The organism is Micromonospora sp. NPDC003241, assembly GCF_053589795.1.
This window is the reverse complement of record NZ_JBSFSO010000022.1, coordinates 1-17,088: the sequence shown is the minus strand read 5'-3', so window position 1 is coordinate 17,088 and position 17,088 is coordinate 1. Positions and strand designations below refer to the sequence as shown.

Genomic DNA, 17,088 nt, shown 5'->3' with positions numbered 1-17,088 from the left:
CAACCTACGCCCGGAACAGGTGCCGACGGATCGCCGCCACATTGCCGAAGATACGAACCCCCAACACGACCACCACACCGGTGGACAACTGACCACCCACGCCCAACTGGTCACCCAGATACACGATCAACGCCGCCACCAGCACGTTCGAGATGAACGACACCACGAACTGCTTGTCGTCGAAGATCCGGTCCAACTTGGCCCGCACACCACCGAACACCGCGTCCAACGCCGCCACCACCGCGATCGGCAGATACGGCTGCAACGCCGACGGCACCGTCGGATCCAGCCACAACCCGAGCACCACACCGGCCAGCAGAGCCAGCACCGCGATCATCGACCACCTCCGGAAGGGCTGGGTGACGTACCCGAGTCGGACGACTCGTCACCGCCCGACGGCGACACACTCGGACTCACCGCGGGCTCCGCGTAGCGTAGCCGCGGCTCCGGCGCCGCCGGCAACGTGAGCCGGTCCGCGTCCCGCACCTCGAACGACAACCCGTTCGCCTGCGACACCCGACGCATCGTCAACGCACTCCGACTGCCCTCATACGCCTTGCGCATCGACCCCGGACCGATCGCCGACACCTCGTACGGCCCGGTCACCGGCCGGAAGTCCACCAGGATCGCCTCCCCCGCCGACCGGATCGTCGACGTCGCCGTCAACCGCTGCCCGTTGATCGCGATCGCCTCCGCCCCGGCACCCCACAGATCGTTGGCCACCCCCTGCAGGTCGCTGTAGAGCACCCTCGACGGACCCACCTTCGCCCCGCCCAACGACTCCCCACCGTCCGGCCCGTCGGCCAACCGCACCACCACACCGTCACCGCGTACCCGACCCAGGCCGGCCCGCGCCTCCAGGTCCCGCAGCCGCGCCGCCTGCGAACCACCCAGCGCCGCCTCCCGCTGCCGGGTCACCTCCTCGCGCAACTGGTCGGCGCGCACGGACAGGTTGTCCGTCTCACCCTGCCGCTGCTTGATCTGCCCGACCAACCCCGACCGCGCCTGCGCGCGCCCCGGCTCCTCCGCCATCGTCTGCCGGTACGCCACCGCGCACAGGAAACCCAGCAGCAGCACGACCACCAGCGTGATCGGCCCCACCGACCACCCCGGACGCGCCGGCTTCCCGGTCTTCGCCCGGCGGGCCGCCGCGTCGGCGTACCCCGGATCCAGCGGGTTCTGGAACAGCTCGGTGAGGAAGTCCGGGGTGAACCCCCGGTTGCGCTCGCTCATGCCGAAGCTCCGCTACGCGCCGCGCCGGCATGAGGCTCCACCGCGCCGCGCCAGATGACTCGCTCGCTGCGCTCGCTCATGCCGTCTCTCCTCGACCGACCGCCCGGACCAGCTGGCGCGCTTGGAACACGTACAGCGCCCCGGCCACCCAGTAGAGCACCAGACCCCACCAGGCCGCCGCCCAGCCCACCGCACCGGCCACCGCCGACGCGGCCGGCACCGCGTGCGCCAGCAGCAGCATCGGGAAGGCCGCCAGCAGCAGGAACGTCGCGGTCTTGCCGACGTAGTGCACCGGCGGCGGACCGTAGCCGTAGCGGCGCAACACCACCAGCGAACCGGCCAGCAGCAGTTCCCGGGCCAGCAGCGCCGCGGTGAACTGCCACGGCACCACCTCGCGCACGGTGAACGCCACCAGCGTGGCGAGGATGTAGAGCCGGTCGGCGAGCGGGTCGAGCAGCTCGCCGAGGCGACTGACCTGACGCAGTCGGCGGGCGATCCACCCGTCCACCCAGTCGCTGGTGCCGCCGACCGCCAGCACCACGATCGCGGCCACGTCGGCGCGGGCCACCAGGAAGAGGTACAGGAAGACCGGGACGCCCAGCAGACGGACGAAGCTGATCAGGTTCGGCAGGGTGAGGACCCGGTCGGTGGACCGTCCCGCGTCAGCCTCGGGGGCCTGCGGTTGCTCTGCCCGAGCCGGTCGACGCGCCACCGAACCTCCTCCGCGGCACGCGACCCCACCTCGGCCTCTGGGTCCGCCATGGAACGCCGTGCGCGCTGTCGGGCCGGCTGGTGCCGGCACCCCCCTGCGATCCCCGATCCGGGATCTGCCCTGGCCCGCCGCCCACCGTCGATGATCACCGGTCGGTCGGATGCGCTGCCACTATAGCGGGCTGTCCTGCCGCCTCGACCCGCTCGGCTCGCGCCTGTCGGTGATGTTCGTCCGGCGGCGGTGTGAGCACCGTCACCACCCCTAAGGCATCCTAGGATAATAGGTGGAAAGGGGGCGTCAGGCGCTGCGGGCCGAGGAGTCCGGCGGCTCCGCGGTCGCCGCCTGACCGAAGGCCTTGAGGGCCCGCAGCAGGTCCTGCTGCACCCGCGCCGGCATCCGCTCCAGGACCGCCCGCACGGCGTCGTGGCGGCGCGACCGCACCTCCCCCAGCAGGACCTCCGCCGCGGCGGTGGGCGTCAGGCGGACCTCACGCCGGTCCCGGGGGTCGGCCTCCCGACGCACCAGGCCGATCGCCTCCAACCGGTCACAGAGCCGACTGGCCGAGGAGGGTACGACGTCCAGCAGCTCCGCCAGGCCGTTGATGTTGGTCTCCGGTCGGCTGCTCAGCAGCGACAGCACCCGCAACTGGGTCGGTGACACGGCCATCCGGTGTCGGGTGACGGCGGAGTCGAGGACACCCACCAACGACTCAGCGGCTGCGTCGATCGCCGCGGCGAGATTCGGTCGCTCCACCCGATGTCCCCTGCGATTGTCCCGCTCGTACCACCCGAGGCCCGTCAGTCCTGCGTCCGGCCGTCGGCACCGTGCCAGTCCAGGCAGACCACCACGGCGTCGTCACGCAGGTCGGCGTCCGCGTGGAATGCCTGCAACTCGCGCATCACCGTACCAACCGCCTCCGGCGGCGGCTGCAACCGCGTGGCCCGCATGGACCGCGCCATCGCCCGCTCCCCGTACGTCTCGCGGCCACTGGGATCCGCGCCCCACACCCCGTCGGAGACCACGAACAACCGGTCCCCCGGGTCCAGCGCGAACTCCTGGAGCACGTACCGGGTCTCGGCGAACATGCCCAACGGCAGTTGCTGCTCCAACGGGACCCGGGACACGGTGCCGCCGCGCAGCCGCAACAGGTGCGGCGAACCGGCGTCCACCGCCTGCACCCGGCCGGTGGCGCAGTCGAGTTCAAGCAGGACGGTGGCCACGTGCCGGTGACCCCGATGCTGGTAGTAGACCGTGTCGGAGGCCAGCTCGGCCTGCTCCACCAGGCCGCCACCGGACCGGCGGGCGTTGCGCATCGCGTTCACCGTCACCGCGGTCAGCAGGGCGGCGGTCAACCCGATCCCGTCACCGTTGAGCACGGTGACGGTGAGCCGGGCGTCGTCCAGCGACCAGTCGAAGTGGTCACCGCCCACCGTGTACGCCGGTTCGAGCTGACCGGCCAACTGGAACGAGCCGTGACTGACGCTGCGCCCCGGCAGCAGTTCCCACTGCAACTCGGCGGCCATGCTCAGGCGCTCCTGCCGACGCGCCCGCCGGTAGCGGTCGGTCTCCCGGTCGGCGGCGTGCAGGGCCAGCGCGACCTCACCGGCGATGTCCGCGGCCCGGCGCACCACGCTCTCCGGCGGCTCCTCGGGCATCTCCACCATCAGCACGCCGAGCCGCTCGCCCCACACCGACAGCGGCAGATAGAGCTGGCACCGGTCGTCGGAACCGGCGGCCCGGACCGGCTGTTGACTGCTGAAGCAGCGTTGCAGCGGCCCCTGGAGGGCGTGCGCGGCGGCATCCGGCTGCCGCGGGTCGAGCACCGGCCACAGGCCGCTGATCCGGTAGTCGGCGACGAACACGACGGTGCCCGAGGCCCCCAGGACCGACCGGATGGCCCGGTCGGCGGCCTCGACCACGCGATCGGGCGGAGCCTCGCGCAGGGCGCGCGAAACCCCCGTGGGCCCATCCGGCATGTCGCTCCTCCGAAGATACTTGCTCTGGGGCAAGCATCATACGGAGGCGGTTCCACCCATGGTCACCCGGCCGACCGCACCGCCACCGCGCCGTGGAACGCGTCCGGCACCGCCTCCGGCGGGCCCTGCGGTCGCCAGTCGATCACCGGCACGATCCCGTCCTCGGTCGGCGTCCACCGGCCCAGCAGCGGCCGGAACGCCGCCGGTGCCCGCATCCGGAACGCCGGGCCCATCATGGCCAGCGCCTCCGGATGACCGGCGAGTTCCTCGGTGTCGAAGTCGATCGCCAGGTGGCTGCCGGGCGCGGCAGCCGTGTAGAGCTCGTCGAGGGTCCGGGCGAGCGTCTCGTCGTCGAGGAAGGCGGCGAGCCCGAGGAACACCACCCCCACCGGCCGCCGGCCCCAGCCCGGCACGAACCGGTGCAGCGCCGCCGGGTCGATCGTGCCGACGTCGGTGGCGTCACCGAAGCCGTAACCGGCCCGGTCGCTGCCGGCCAGGATCTGCTGCCCCAGCCGGATCGTCACCGGGTCCACATCGGTGTAGAGCACGGTGGCGTCGGGCGCGGCCTCGTGCACGTTGCCCATCGTCGGCACCCCGGCACCGAAGACCAGGAACCCGTCCACACCGGTGGCGGCGATCGCCCGGACCGCCCGGCCGAGGAAGGCGCGCAACGCCCGGAACACCGGGGCGCAGGGCCCGTACGCCTGCTCGAAGGCGCGGGCCGCCGCCACGTCGACCGGGTAGTGGTGCTCCCCGCCGAGCCAGAAATCGATCATCCGTGCGGTGCTCGGCTGGTCGGGCTCCACCATCGACGACGCTCCCTCCCCGGGCAGTCGCCGTCAGCGTACCGACCCGGTGCCGCTACGCGGTATCGCCCCGCCGGGCCCCCACGGGCCGCGATACTGGCCGCAACGACGACCGGCGGCGGGAAGGTGCTCGTGGACCCGATCAACGGCGCGGCGGTGGTGGTCGGTGTGGACGGCTCCGCGCCGTCCCGCGCCGCGATCCGGCTCGCCGCCACCGAGGCGGCACGACAGGACCTGCCGCTGCGGGTACGGCACGCCTTCATCTGGCCGCTGCTGCGTACCCCGGTCAACGCGGTCACCGACGACCGGCCCGGCACCGGGTTGCGGGAGCAGGCCGAGCAGGTGGTGGCCGACGCGGTCGACGAGGCCGCAGCGGTCGCGCCCGGCCTGCGGGTCACCGGCGAGATCGTCGACGGCGAGGCCGCCGCGGCGTTGCTGGACGCGGCGCCCACCGCCGCGATGATCGTCCTCGGCCATCAGGGCCTGGGCGGGCTCGGCGCCCTGGTGGTGGGCTCGGTGACGGTGAAGGTGGCCGCGTCGGCCGGCTGCCCGGTGCTGGTGACCCGGAGCGCCGAGCCCGCCGATGGACCCGTCGTGGTCGGTGTGGACGGCACCGAGACGTCCCGGTACGCGATCGAGTTCGCGGTCCGCACCGCCGCCCTGCGCGGCGCCTCCGTGGTCGCGATCCACGCCTACCGGCACCCGGTCTCCACCGGCCCCGGCGACATGCAGCCGCTGGTGTACGACGAGTCCGAACTGCGCGCCGACGAGGACCGGCTGCTCGCCGAGTCGCTCGCCGGTCTGGCGCAGCGCTACCCGGAGGTGTCGGTCACCCGCGAGTCGGTACGCGGACGGGCCCCCACCGTGCTCGCCGACGCCTCCCGCCGCGCCCAGCTCCTGGTGGTCGGCGGCGCCGGTCACGGTCCGGTCGGCGGCCTGTTGCGCGGCTCGGTGAGCCAGGCGGCCCTGCGCCACAGCCACTGCCCGGTCGCGGTGGTCCCCGCGCCGGGGGTTGCCGGCGGTCCGGGCGGGTAGACGGGCACGTCCGTCACCGCGACGACCGGAGGAGACAGCGATGCCAGGACCGCGTCCGGGTAGCAACGCCTACGACAAGCAGCGCGCCCGCATCCGCAACGCCATCGACGACTCGGGTCGGCACACCTCGGACCAGAAGGCCGACGAGACCGCCAACCGGATCCTCCAGGAGGATCGGGGACAACGCGGCGTGGCACGGGGTGAGCGCACCTACGGCCCGAAGGGCAACCGCGAACCGGGCGACCCGAAGAAGTGAGGGGCGGGCACCTGGCCGACGGGCTCATCGCCGGGGCGGTGGGCACCCTGGCCCTGAACACGGTGACCTACCTGGACATCGTGGTGCGGGCCCGCGCGGCCAGCCAGACCCCGGAGGAGAGCGCCGGCCGGGTGGCCGACGCGGCCCACCTGCACCTGGGCGCGCCACCGCAGGCCGCCAACCGGCGCTCCGGGCTCGGCGCGCTGATGGGGTACGGCCTCGGTGTGGCCGCCGCCGTCGGTTTCGCCGTCCTGACCCGGGGCCGGCGGCAGCCGATGCTCCGCGCCGCCGCACTGCTCGGCGGCGGGGCGATGACGCTCTCCGACGGGTCGTTGACGGTGCTCGGCGTCACCGATCCGCGGACCTGGCGGCGCGTCGACTGGCTCGCCGACCTCGTGCCGCACCTCGCGTACGGGGTGACGGCCGCAGCCACCTGGAACCGGCTGCGGCCGTCGGGGCACCGGTAGCGCGCACGTCGTACCGGTGCGGGTGGGTCAGCGTCGGTCGCTGTCGTCGTCGGCGACCGGCTGCTCGGTCGGGCCGTACCGGGACACCTGTCCCCGTGGCACGGGACGGCCGCTGTCACCGGACGAGGAGCCCCGGTGGGCCGGATGACCGGAGGCCTGCGGCGCCTTGTTGTACTGGCTGGTGCCGCCGCGCTCGTTGCGGCGGAACTCTTCCTGCTGCGGGTTCGTCACGGTGCTCTCCCTTCCCTCGCCGACGGCATACCCGCCGCCGACCGCCGCATTCCGCGTCTCGGCCGGGAGCAGGGCTAGTCCGGGCCACAACGGGTACTCCCGCGAGATGGGCGATCACCGCGAGATGGCACAGGCCCTGCTCACCCGCCGCACGTACGCCGAGGAGGCGGGGATCACCCTCGCCGACCGGCCCGCGCCGCTGTACCAACTGCTGGTGCTCGTCACGTTGCTGAGCACCCGGATCCGGGCCGGTGTGGCGGTGGCGGCGGCCCGGGAGCTGTTCGCCGCCGGTTACCGCACCCCGCAGGCGATGGAGGCGGCCCACTGGCAGCAGCGCGTCGACGCGCTCGGACGCGGCCACTACCGCCGCTACGACGAGCGGACCGCCACGATGCTCGGCACCGGTGCCCGACTGTGTCTGGACCGGTGGCACGGCGACCTGCGTCGGCTGCACCGGGAGGCGGGCGGCGACCGGACCGCGCTGCGCCGGCTGCTCACCGAGTTCCCCGGCATCGGGCCCACCGGGGCGGACATCTTCCTGCGCGAGGTGCAGAGCGTCTGGCCGGAGCTGCGCCCGTACGCCGACCGGCGGGCGGTCGCCGGAGCCAAGCGGCTCGGGTTGCCGGCCGCCCCGGACCGGCTGGCCGGGTTGGTCGACGACGACGACTTCGGCCGGTTCGCCTCGGCGCTGGTGCGGGTGGCGCTCGGAGAGGAGTCGGCGGGGCAGCTCAACCGGCGTGTCGCGGCCCGCTGACCGGCGTCGTCACGCGTCGCCGGGTTTGGTCAGGTGCCACACCAGCAGGGCGGCGAGCAGGGCCAGCACCACCAGCCCCCCGGAGATCCCGCTGCCCTCGGTCTCCGACCGGCCGGTGGTGCCGAAGTAGATCACCGCGAGGCCGGCCAACACCGCGACGACCTTGCGGATACCTCGGTCCTTCATCCGTTGCACGATAGGGTCGACCACCCCCGAAATGCCGGTCTTAGCCCACCCTGTCCCCCGACTGGGCGATCAGTCGGTCTCCAGGTCGTCTAGCGAGATCTTGTGGCTCATCAGCCAACGGGCCAGCGCCGACATCCCGAACAGCCACAGCGGCGCCGACTCGGTGGTGCCGTTGGTGGCGAAGATGGCGAACCTCAGGTCCGGCGCCCGGTACGCCTCGATCCGCCAGCGGTGCTGCCGGTCCCGCCAGACCGCGGAGGGGTCCATGGCGTCACGGTAGGCGTCCCGGACTCCCCGCGGCCGACGGATCGGCGGAATCCGCGTCGACCACCACCCGGGCGTCGTCGGGCAACCGGCGGGTGCGGCCCTGCCGGTCCAGCAGTTCCAGCAGCGGCACCGCCACCCGGCGGCTGGTGTCCAGCGCCTGCCGGGCGGCGCTGAGCGTGAACGGCTGTGGCAACCCGGCGAGCACCCGCACCGCCTGCTGCGGCGCGCCCGGCAGCAGCAGCACGTTGCCGGTCAGTCGCAGCAGCGCGCCGGCGCGGACCGCCGCGCCGATCTCGCGGACCCCGAGGCCGACGGCGGCCAACCGGTCGGCGTCCGGGGCCCGGAACGGGTACGCCACGAAGTCGTCGCGGACCGACGCCACCGCGCGGGCCACCGGTTCCGGCAGCGGATCCGCCCCGGCCGCGCCGACCCGACCGGCGGACAGCCGCAGCGGCGCCCGCACCAACGCCTCGACCAGGACCCGGTCGGGCAGGTCGAGCTGCCGGCGCAGCACCTCCACCGGGACGCCCGGCTCCAGCGGATGCTCCCGGGCGTAGCGGGCCACCGCGTCGGCGAGCCGCCCGGCCAGCCGCGCCCAGTGGTCCGGATCGGCCAGCCAGTCCCCCGCCACCGGGGCCACGTGCACCGGCACGCCCGCGCGAGCCAGGTCCCCGGCCCGGACCAGGCCGCGTCGCCGCAGTTCACCGGCGAGATCCGGCCGACCGTCCAGGGTGGCCAGCACGGCCGCCCGGGCCACCGCCGCACCCCGGCGACGCAACGGCGGCGGCAGCACGTCCAGCACGGTCACCCCACCGGCGACGTGGTGGCGGCCCGGGTCGCGCAGCAACGCCCGGTCGCCGACGAGCAGCGGCACCGGACGCCCCAACCGCAACCGGAGGGTGTCGCCGCCCAGCGGACGCACCCGCGCCGGCACGGCCGCCGCGCCCACGTGCAGCGTCAGTGTGGCCGGCAACTCGGCCACCGCGTCACCGGCCAGCCGCACGTCGACCAGGTCGGTCGACCGGAACCGGCCCGGGGTGAGCAGCGCGTCGCCGCGCCCGATCCGGTCCCGGGGAACCCCGCGCAGGTTGACCGCCACCCGGGCGACCGGGTCGACGGCGTCGCGGGCCTCACCCAGGCAATGCAGGCCACGCACCCGCACCGTCTCGCCGGTGCCGGCCAGTTCCAGCTCGTCACCGACGCGGAGTCGGCCCGCGCCGAGGGTGCCGGTGACCACCGTGCCGCTGCCGCGCACCGTGAAGGTGCGGTCGACCCAGAGCCGCACCGGGGCCGCGCGGTCGGCGGACGGCACCCGGGCGGCCAGCCGGTCCAGCGCGGCACGCAGCTCGGGCAGGCCGACGCCGGTGACCCCGCTGACCACCACCGCCTCCACCGCGCCCACCGTGGTCGACGCCAGTTCCGCACGGGCCCGCGCCAGCGCCGGCCCCGGGTCGGCCAGGTCCGCGCGGGTCACCACGAGCAGGCCGTGGCGGACACCGAGCGCGTCCAGGGCGGCCAGGTGTTCGGCGGACTGCGGCATCCAGCCCACGTCGGCGGCGACGACCACCGCCACGGCGGGCACCGGACCCACCCCGGCGAGCATGTTCGGCACGAACCGTTCGTGGCCGGGTACGTCCACGAAGGCGACGGTGGCCCCGGAGGGCAACGTGGTCCAGGCGAAGCCCAGGTCGATGGTCATGCCCCGGCGGCGTTCCTCTGCCCACCGGTCCGGTTCCATCCCGGTCAGCGCCCGCACCAGCGTCGACTTGCCGTGGTCGACGTGCCCGGCGGTGGCCACCACCAGCATGGTCAGTCGCCGCCGGGCACAGCCAGCACGGCGGCGCGCACGGTCGCGTCGGCGTGCTCCGGCACACACCGCAGGTCCAGCAGCAGCCGGCCCCGCGCCACCCGGCCGAGCACCGGCGGGTCACCGGTGCGCAGTGGGCCGGCGTAGCGCTCCGGCAGGCTCAACGCCCAGGAGTCCAGCTCCACGCCGGGAGCACCGCCACCGCCCACCACGGCCACCGACGGCACCACGTCGGCCTTGCGGCCCTCGGCGGCCAGGACGTCCCGCAGCCGCTCGGTGCGGGCCCGCACCACCGCCGGGTCGGCGTGCAGCGCGGTCCGGGTGGGGGTGGCCGGATCACCGAGGGTGGCGGCGAGCGCGGCCAGGGTCAGCTTGTCCACCCGCAGCGCCCGGGCCAGCGGAGACCGCCGCAACCGCTCCACCAGCGCGGCCGAGCCCAGCAACAGTCCGGCCTGCGGGCCACCCAGCAACTTGTCGCCGCTGGCGGTGACCAGGTCCGCCCCGGCCCGCAGGGTGCTCGCCGCGTCCGGTTCGTCAGGCAACAGCGGATCGGGTGCGAGCAGACCCGACCCGATGTCCACCACCACCGGTACGCCGAGCCCGGCCAACCGCCGTACCGGCACCGCCGACGTGAAACCGGTGACCCGGAAGTTCGACGGATGCACCTTGAGCACGAAACCGGTCTCGGGACCGATCGCGGCGGCGTAGTCGGCCACCGTGGTGCGGTTGGTGGTGCCGACCTCCCGCAGCCGCGCCCCGGTGCTGGTCAGCAGGTCCGGCAGGCGGAACCCGTCCCCGATCTCCACCAGCTCGCCCCGGCTGACCACGATCTCGGCGTCGGCGGCCAGCGCGGTGGCCGCCAGCACCAGGGCGGCGGCACCGTTGTTGACCACGTGCACCGCCTCGGCCCCCGGCACGGCGGCGGCGAGCGCGTCGACGGCGTCGCGACCACGCCGGGCGCGCCGGCCGGTGCCCAGGTCCAGTTCGACGTCGGTGTGCCCGGCGGCGGCGACCACGGCGGCCACCGCCGCGTCGGAGAGGGCGGCCCGCCCGAGGTTGGTGTGCAGCAGGACACCGGTGGCGTTGAGCACCGCACGCGGGGCCGCCGACGGCAACGCGGCCAGCGCCTCGACGGGTACCGCCTCCGGGGTGATCTCGCCGCGACGGGCCCGGTCCTGCGCCTGCCGGACGGCGGCCTTCACCCGGTCCCGGCCCAGAGCGGCGGCGGCCGCGACCAGCCGGGGATCGGCCAGCAACGCGTCGGTACGCGGCACCCGGCGTCGCGGGTCGACGCCGCCGTCGCCCATCGCGTCATCTCCTCACCGTGTGGCGGAGACGGACGGGAATCGAACCCGCCTGGCCCGGATCCCGGACCACACCGGTTTTGAAGACCGGGAGGGGCACCAGCCGCCTGAACGCCTCCACCCAGCATTGGATCACAGCACGCGCCCGGCCGTACCGCCGAGTCACTGCTCGGTCGTCGGCGCCTCACCGGCGCGCCGTGCCAGACGCTCCCGCTGCGGCAGCACGGTGTACTTCGGATCCCGGGCCGAGGCCACGCCCGCGTGGAACACCCCGAAGCGGGTCGCCACCGACGCGGCCAGCAACGCCGCGCCGGAGACCGCCGACAGCACCCGGCTACGGGCACCCAGCAGCGCACCGGCCACCCCGGCCACGGTCAACGCCCGGCCGGCCCGCAACAACCGGCCGCCGCGACCGGTGCGGTACGGCTCACCGAGCAACCCCAGCCGGGTCTCCAACCGATGCGCGCCGACCAGCTCCAGACCGGCACCGGCCACCGCCATCCGCCGCGCCGGACCGGCCTGCGCGGGCGGCACCGCCAGCAGCCCCACCCCGGCGCCGCTGGCCAGGGCGCTGCCGGCGAAGACGAACGGCAGGTGCGGGTACGCCTCGTGCCACGACGGCACGGCCGTGTCCGCCAGCAGCACCGCCGTGTACGTGCCCAGGGCCGGGGCGGTCACCGCGGCGGCCAGCCCGGCGGCGTGCCCCACCGGCGGCACCGCCCGACGGACCAGCCCCAGCGGACCCCGCTCGGGCAGCAGCGGCGCCGCCTCGGCGATCGCGGCCAACCCGGCCGCCGGCCCGTACGCGCTCAGGATCCACGTCCCCACCGACATCGGCGACGTCGGTTTCGCCACCCGCAGCATGTGGTGGAACCGCTCCGGCCGACCCAGGTCCTTGACCAGCAGGCCCGCACTGGCGGTGACCGCGACCAGCGCGGCGACCCGACCGACCCGGCGCAGCGCCGGACGGCTGGTCACCTGCCCACCCGCCGCCAGCAGCGACGAGCCGGCTGCCAGCCCGCCGGTGAACAGGTACGCGGCGATCTCCCAGGTCCAGACCGGCGGTTTCAGGATCGGCCGCCCGTAGTAGGAGCGGAACTCCGCCGGGGGCACCGCCAGCTCCTCGCCGCCGCGCCTCCCGCGCCCACCGCCCCGCCGCCCGCCGGTGCCGCCATCGGCCGCCTGGTCGCCGGTCCCGCCACGAGCCGCCTGGTCGCGGAAGCGACGGAACTTGTCACCCACCTCCGGGTCGCGGGGATTCACCGCCGGCCACCGAGGAACGCGCCGACCGCCACCGCCGCCATGGCCAGCGCGGCGGCCCCGGCCCGCTGCCACATCCTCGGCAGGTCCCGGGTGGTGACCTGCGGGTCCGGTGGCAGGCCGTACACCTCTGGTTCGTCGAGCAGCAGGAAGAACGCGCCGTCGCCGCCGACCCCGTCGTCCGGGTCGTGACCGTAGAGCCGCGCCTCCGGCGCCCCCCGCTCGTGCAGCGTGGCGACCCGGGCGGCGGCGCGTTCCCGCAACTCGTGGAGCGGGCCGTACTGGATCGACTCGGTCGGGCACGCCTGCGCGCAGGCCGGCGTCATACCGGCGCCGATCCGGTCGTAGCACAACGTGCACTTCCACACCCGGCCGTCGTCGACCCGCCGGTCGATGACGCCGTACGGGCAGGCCGAGACGCAGTACCCGCAGCCGTTGCAGATGTCCTCCTGCACCACCACCGTGCCGAACTCGGTGCGGAACAGCGAACCGGTCGGGCAGACGTCCAGGCAGGCGGCGTGGGTGCAGTGCTTGCACACGTCCGACATCATCAGCCAGCGGAAGTCCGACCGGCCCTCCGCGCTGCCGGTACGCCCCGGGGGTCCGGCGGCCGGCATCCCCAGGAACTCGGTCATCCGGGCGGCTGCCGCCGGATCACCCGACGGCAGGCCGGGATCGGTGCCGGTCGGGTTGCTCGTGCCGGTCGCGTTGCTCGTGCCGGTCGGACTGCCGGTGCCGGCGGCGGTCGCCGCCGAGGAGGCGCTGACCGGGTCGCCGGTGGGCGTGCCGGCGAAAGGTGCGTCGCGGTGACCGGAGGGACGGGGCTGCTCCACGAAGGCCACGTGCCGCCAGGAGTTCGCGGTCAACGCGCCGGTGTTGTCGTACGACATGCCGAGCAGGTCCAGGCCGGAGGCCGGCACCCCGTTCCACTCCTTGCAGGCCACCTCGCACGCCTTGCAGCCGATGCAGACGCTGGTGTCGGTGAAGAAACCCATCCGTGGGGGCGCGTCGACCCACCCGGACGCCGACGCCGGCTGGTACGCCGGGCTCGGCGACGCGGGCGGGCCCGACCGGTGCTGCGGGTCGACCATCAGTGCTTCCCCTCCTCGTCGCCGGTCCCGGTCGGCGTGGTCGGCACACCGGGAGTGACCGCCGGCGGGGTGCTGCCCGGCACGATGCCGGCCCGGTCACCGTAGTCGCGGACCATCTCCCGCAGGGCCGCTCCGGTGGGACGCCGCCCCGGACGCACGTCACACGTGCCGATCTTGCTCTCCTGGATCAGCACGTTCGGGTCCAGGGTGATGCCGAACAGGTCGTTGGCCGAGTCGCCGGTGACCAGCCCCTCGTACCCGAAGTGGTACGGCAGCCAGAGCTGGTGGATCACCCGCCCGTCCACCCGCAACGGCACGATCCGATCGGTGACCAGCACCTTCGCCTCGATCACCGCACGGGAGGTGACCAGGTGCGCCCAGCCCAGATGGGTCAGCCCGATCAGGCCGGCCAACTCCGGGGACACCTCCACGAACATCTCCGGCTGCAACTCCGCAAGCGGCCGTACGGTGCGGCTCATCCCACCCGCCGTGTGGTGCTCGGTGAGTCGGCTGACCGTGAACACGTACGGGAAGACCTGACTGTGCGGCGCGGGCGGACTGGGGTTCGTCGGGTTGACCGGGTGCGCGTACATCTTGCGGGTCGGGTTGGCCTGCTGCGCGTAGAGCGGGTTGCGCACCGGGGACTCGGCCGGCTCGTAGTGGGTCGGCAACGGTCCGTCCAGCACACCGCTCGGCGCGTACAACCAGCCCTTCCCGTCGGACTGCATGACGAACGGGTCGTCCCCGGCCAGCGCCGCCGGACCGGTGGCACCCTCCGGCGGCCGGTACGACGGCGGTTTCGTCACCTCGAAGTCCGGCACGTCACGCCCGGTCCACCGGCCCGCCTCGGCGTCCCACCACACGTAGCGCTTCCGCTCGCTCCACGGCCGCCCCTGCGGATCCGCCGACGCCCGGTTGTAGAGCAGACGCCGGTTCGCCGGCCACGCCCACCCCCACTCGGCGGCCACCCAGTCCTGCTCGTGACCGGGCCGCCGCCGGGCCGCCTGGTTCACCCCGTCGGCGTACACGCCGGTGTAGATCCAGCAGCCCACCGCGGTCGTACCGTCGTCGCGGGCCTCGGCGAACGCGGACAGCGGGCGGCCGGTGCTGGTGTCGTACCCGTTGATCTCCCGCAGCACCGCCTCGGCGTCCGGCTCCTCGCGCGGGCCGTGCGTGGGGTAGTCCCACGCCAGGTCCAGCAGCGCCCGGTCGCGCGGCAGCGACGAACCGGCCAGCTTCTCCCGCAGCCGACGCCCCAGGTGATAGAAGAACCACAGCTCGGAGCGGGCGTCACCGGGAGGCTCGACCGCCTTCTCCCGCCACTGCACCAGCCGCTGGGTCTGGGTGAACGTGCCCTCCTTCTCCACGTGCGAGGCGGCGGGCAGGAAGAACACCTCGGTGCGGCACTCCTGCGGCACGATCTCACCGGTGGCGACCTCGGGACCACGCTGCCAGAAGGTCGCACTCTCGATCATGAACAGGTCGCGGACCACCAGCCAGTCCAGGTTGGCCATGCCGAGCCGCTGCGCCCGCCCGTGCGCCGACCCGACCGCCGGGTTCTGGCCGAGCAGGAAGTACCCCTTGATCTTGCCCGCGATCATGTCCAGCACCTGCTGGTACGTGCCGTGGTCGCCGGTCAGCCGAGGCAGGTGGCCGTAACAGAAGTCGTTCTCCGGCGTCGCCGCGTCCCCCCAGTACGCCTTGAGCAGACTCGCCGCGTACGCGCGGGCGTTGCCCCAGAACCCCTTCTGCCCCGGATGCCGGATGTCGTCCACCCAGTCGTCGAAGGTCACGTGCTTGGCGTGGTGCGGCATCGGCAGGTAGCCCGGCAGCAGGTTGAACAACGTCGGGATGTCCGTGGACCCCTGGATGCTGGCGTGCCCGCGCAGCGCCAACACCCCACCACCCGGACGACCCACGTTGCCCAGCAGCAACTGGATGATCGCCCCGGTGCGGATGTACTGCACCCCGACGGTGTGCTGGGTCCACCCCACCGAATAGATCAGGCACCCGGTCCGCTCCCGGCCCGAGTTCTCCGTCCAGGCCCGGGCCAACTCCAGGAACCTCTCCCGAGGCAGGCCACACACCCGCTCCACCATCTCCGGCGTGTAGCGGGCGAAGTGCCGCTTGAGGATCTGGTAGACGCAGCGCGGATGTCGCAGCGTCTCGTCCCGGTCGGTCCGACCCGCCACCGGCGCACCGTGCGACTCGTGGCGCAGCCCCGCGGCGGTGTCCCGCTCGTCGGCGGTGCCACCACTGCCCGAGTCGCCCTCGTGGCCCGCGTACTGCCAGCTGTCCTGCACGTAGCTGCCGGTCTCCGGGTCCCACCCGGAGAACAGCCCCTCGGCGTCCTCGGCGTCGACGAAGTCGGCACTGACGATCGTCGCCGCGTTGGTGTACGACAGCACGTACTCGCGGAAGTCCAACTCGTTGGCGAGGATGTGGTTCACCACCGCACCCAGCAGCACGATGTCGGTGCCCGCCCGAATCGGCAGGTACGCGTCGGCGACCGCGCTGGTCCGGGTGAACCGAGGATCGACGTGGAAGACCTTCGCCCCACGCTTCTTCGCCTCCATCACCCACTGGAAGCCCACCGGATGGGCCTCGGCCATGTTCGAGCCCTGGATGACGATGACGTCAGCGTTCGCCACGTCCTGTTGGAAGACCGTCGCACCACCGCGACCGAAACTGGCCCCCAGACCGGGAACCGTGGCGGAGTGTCAAATCCGGGCCTGGTTCTCGATCTGCAACGCGCCCGCCGCGGTGAACAACTTCTTGATGAGGTAGTTCTCCTCGTTGTCCAGCGTCGCCCCACCCAGGCTGGCGAAGCCCAGCGTGCGGTTCAACGGACGGCCCTGCGCGTCGACGTCCTCCCAGGTCTGCGCCCGCGCCGCCAGCACCCGATCCGCGATCATGTCCAGCGCGGTGTCGAGGTCGAGGTCCTCCCACTCGGTCCCGTACGGCCGGCGGTACCGCACCGTCGTCTGCCGCAACGGACTGGTCACCAGGCTCTTGCTGGCCGCACCCTTCGGGCAGAGCCGCCCCCGGGAGATCGGGCTGTCCGGGTCGCCCTCGATCTGCGTCACCCGGCCGTCACGGACGAAGACGCGCTGACCACACCCCACCGCGCAGTACGGGCAGACCGACCTGGCCACCTCGTCGGCGTCCTCGGTGCGGGCGGTGAGCCCGGCGCTGCGGGCGGACTGGGCGGCGGCGCCCCGGCCCAGCGGGTCGGTGCCGGTGAGCTGCCGGTACACCGGCCACCCCAGCAGCACGTCCCGCAGTCCCACGCCCGCCTCCTCGGTCACCGCTCTGTCCTGACCTTAGGCCAGCTCCGGCAGGTAGGCGAGCGGGGCGACAGAACCGGCTCGGAACGGACGTCGCCCCCGACCCGTATCGGGCCGAGGGCGACGGTGGGTGTCGGTGTGCAGGTCGCCTCTCGGCGAGTGGCGCGACGCGGCTCCAGTCGAACGGTATTCCGCGACGGCGATATAGGTGAGGCCCGGGGACACTGGATCACACCGACGCTCGGTACAACCGACCCACGCCCTTGGTTGTTCCCACTCCCTCACCGTTCCAACCTCCCGGGCTTGTGTTGTAAGGAGGGGTCCCCTGCTAACGCCTGGTGTATAGGAAGGGACCCCTCCTAACATCGCACCCCGCACAGCAGACGCCGCCGGCCGGCACCCTGTGTGGGTGCCGG

At 73.8% G+C, this 17,088-nt stretch carries 18 protein-coding genes and 1 tRNA gene; 4 read left to right on the top strand and 15 right to left on the bottom strand.

What is annotated here, in order from left to right; translation table 11 throughout:
* Nucleotides 1-4: 4 nt before the first annotated feature.
* From ACWDVW_RS18570 to ACWDVW_RS18545, 6 genes are all read right to left on the bottom strand, one after another.
* Nucleotides 5-337 carry a small basic family protein gene (locus ACWDVW_RS18570; protein ID WP_396746078.1) on the bottom strand — a complete coding sequence of 111 codons (333 nt, stop codon included), beginning with the start codon at nt 335-337 and terminating at the stop codon, nt 5-7.
* Nucleotides 334-1,233, bottom strand: a complete 900-nt coding sequence (locus ACWDVW_RS18565; RefSeq protein ID WP_396746081.1) for a DUF881 domain-containing protein — start codon at nt 1,231-1,233, stop codon at nt 334-336. The genes ACWDVW_RS18570 and ACWDVW_RS18565 overlap by 4 nt, the downstream gene beginning before the upstream one ends.
* A 76-nt stretch (nt 1,234-1,309) precedes the next feature.
* The gene (locus ACWDVW_RS18560; protein WP_449950264.1) at nt 1,310-1,945 is read right to left on the bottom strand and encodes a CDP-alcohol phosphatidyltransferase family protein; all 636 of its coding nucleotides are present in this window, start codon (nt 1,943-1,945) and stop codon (nt 1,310-1,312) included.
* A gap of 297 nt (nt 1,946-2,242) precedes the next feature.
* A complete protein-coding gene (locus ACWDVW_RS18555; RefSeq protein ID WP_350694383.1) occupies nt 2,243-2,698 on the bottom strand; it encodes a MarR family winged helix-turn-helix transcriptional regulator in 456 nt (151 codons plus the stop codon).
* 44 nt (nt 2,699-2,742) lie between these two features.
* On the bottom strand, nt 2,743-3,921 hold the full coding sequence (locus tag ACWDVW_RS18550; RefSeq protein ID WP_449950260.1) for a PP2C family protein-serine/threonine phosphatase: 1,179 nt from the start codon (nt 3,919-3,921) through the stop codon (nt 2,743-2,745).
* A gap of 62 nt (nt 3,922-3,983) precedes the next feature.
* Nucleotides 3,984-4,730 carry an SAM-dependent methyltransferase gene (locus ACWDVW_RS18545; protein ID WP_449950257.1) on the bottom strand — a complete coding sequence of 249 codons (747 nt, stop codon included), beginning with the start codon at nt 4,728-4,730 and terminating at the stop codon, nt 3,984-3,986.
* Nucleotides 4,731-4,859: 129 nt separating this feature from the next.
* Between ACWDVW_RS18545 and ACWDVW_RS18540 the strand changes: the two genes are divergently transcribed.
* Genes ACWDVW_RS18540 through ACWDVW_RS18530 form a run of 3 tightly spaced genes read left to right on the top strand, consistent with a single transcriptional unit; the run spans nt 4,860 to nt 6,485 of the window.
* Nucleotides 4,860-5,762: a universal stress protein gene (locus tag ACWDVW_RS18540; RefSeq protein WP_449950254.1), complete on the top strand. Its 903-nt coding sequence runs from the start codon at nt 4,860-4,862 to the stop codon at nt 5,760-5,762.
* 40 nt (nt 5,763-5,802) lie between these two features.
* On the top strand, nt 5,803-6,018 hold the full coding sequence (locus ACWDVW_RS18535; protein ID WP_396746097.1) for a phosphatidylethanolamine-binding protein: 216 nt from the start codon (nt 5,803-5,805) through the stop codon (nt 6,016-6,018).
* Nucleotides 6,015-6,485: a hypothetical protein gene (locus ACWDVW_RS18530; protein WP_449950251.1), complete on the top strand. Its 471-nt coding sequence runs from the start codon at nt 6,015-6,017 to the stop codon at nt 6,483-6,485. Before ACWDVW_RS18535 ends, ACWDVW_RS18530 begins: the two co-directional genes overlap by 4 nt.
* Nucleotides 6,486-6,512: 27 nt before the next feature.
* Here the strand turns inward: ACWDVW_RS18530 and ACWDVW_RS18525 are convergent, their stop codons facing one another.
* Nucleotides 6,513-6,716, bottom strand: a complete 204-nt coding sequence (locus tag ACWDVW_RS18525) for a hypothetical protein (RefSeq protein ID WP_449950248.1) — start codon at nt 6,714-6,716, stop codon at nt 6,513-6,515.
* 106 nt (nt 6,717-6,822) lie between these two features.
* Here ACWDVW_RS18525 and ACWDVW_RS18520 point away from each other — a divergent pair, with 106 nt between their 5' ends.
* Nucleotides 6,823-7,470 (top strand): hypothetical protein, encoded by a 648-nt coding sequence (locus tag ACWDVW_RS18520; RefSeq protein WP_350694397.1) that lies wholly within the window; start codon nt 6,823-6,825, stop codon nt 7,468-7,470.
* A 9-nt stretch (nt 7,471-7,479) separates the two neighbouring features.
* On the opposite strand, the gene ACWDVW_RS18515 is transcribed toward ACWDVW_RS18520, so the two are convergent.
* The 8 genes from ACWDVW_RS18515 to fdh form a co-directional block, all read right to left on the bottom strand.
* Nucleotides 7,480-7,656, bottom strand: a complete 177-nt coding sequence (locus tag ACWDVW_RS18515) for a hypothetical protein (protein WP_162854401.1) — start codon at nt 7,654-7,656, stop codon at nt 7,480-7,482.
* Nucleotides 7,657-7,725: 69 nt separating this feature from the next.
* Nucleotides 7,726-7,923 carry a hypothetical protein gene (locus ACWDVW_RS18510; protein WP_013733930.1) on the bottom strand — a complete coding sequence of 66 codons (198 nt, stop codon included), beginning with the start codon at nt 7,921-7,923 and terminating at the stop codon, nt 7,726-7,728.
* Nucleotides 7,924-7,927: 4 nt separating this feature from the next.
* Nucleotides 7,928-9,730: a selenocysteine-specific translation elongation factor gene (gene selB, locus ACWDVW_RS18505; protein WP_449950242.1), complete on the bottom strand. Its 1,803-nt coding sequence runs from the start codon at nt 9,728-9,730 to the stop codon at nt 7,928-7,930.
* Between the two features lie 2 nt (nt 9,731-9,732).
* The gene (gene selA, locus ACWDVW_RS18500; RefSeq protein ID WP_449950239.1) at nt 9,733-11,037 is read right to left on the bottom strand and encodes an L-seryl-tRNA(Sec) selenium transferase; all 1,305 of its coding nucleotides are present in this window, start codon (nt 11,035-11,037) and stop codon (nt 9,733-9,735) included.
* Nucleotides 11,038-11,057: 20 nt separating this feature from the next.
* Nucleotides 11,058-11,153, bottom strand: a tRNA-Sec gene (locus tag ACWDVW_RS18495).
* Nucleotides 11,154-11,196: 43 nt separating this feature from the next.
* Entirely contained in the window at nt 11,197-12,297 is a 1,101-nt protein-coding gene (gene nrfD / locus ACWDVW_RS18490) for an NrfD/PsrC family molybdoenzyme membrane anchor subunit (RefSeq protein ID WP_449950237.1), read from the bottom strand.
* On the bottom strand, nt 12,294-13,385 hold the full coding sequence (locus tag ACWDVW_RS18485; RefSeq protein WP_449950234.1) for a 4Fe-4S dicluster domain-containing protein: 1,092 nt from the start codon (nt 13,383-13,385) through the stop codon (nt 12,294-12,296). Before ACWDVW_RS18485 ends, nrfD begins: the two co-directional genes overlap by 4 nt.
* Nucleotides 13,385-16,675: a formate dehydrogenase gene (fdh, locus tag ACWDVW_RS18480; RefSeq protein WP_449950435.1), complete on the bottom strand. Its 3,291-nt coding sequence runs from the start codon at nt 16,673-16,675 to the stop codon at nt 13,385-13,387. The genes ACWDVW_RS18485 and fdh overlap by 1 nt, the downstream gene beginning before the upstream one ends.
* Between the last annotated feature and the right edge of the window lie 413 nt (nt 16,676-17,088).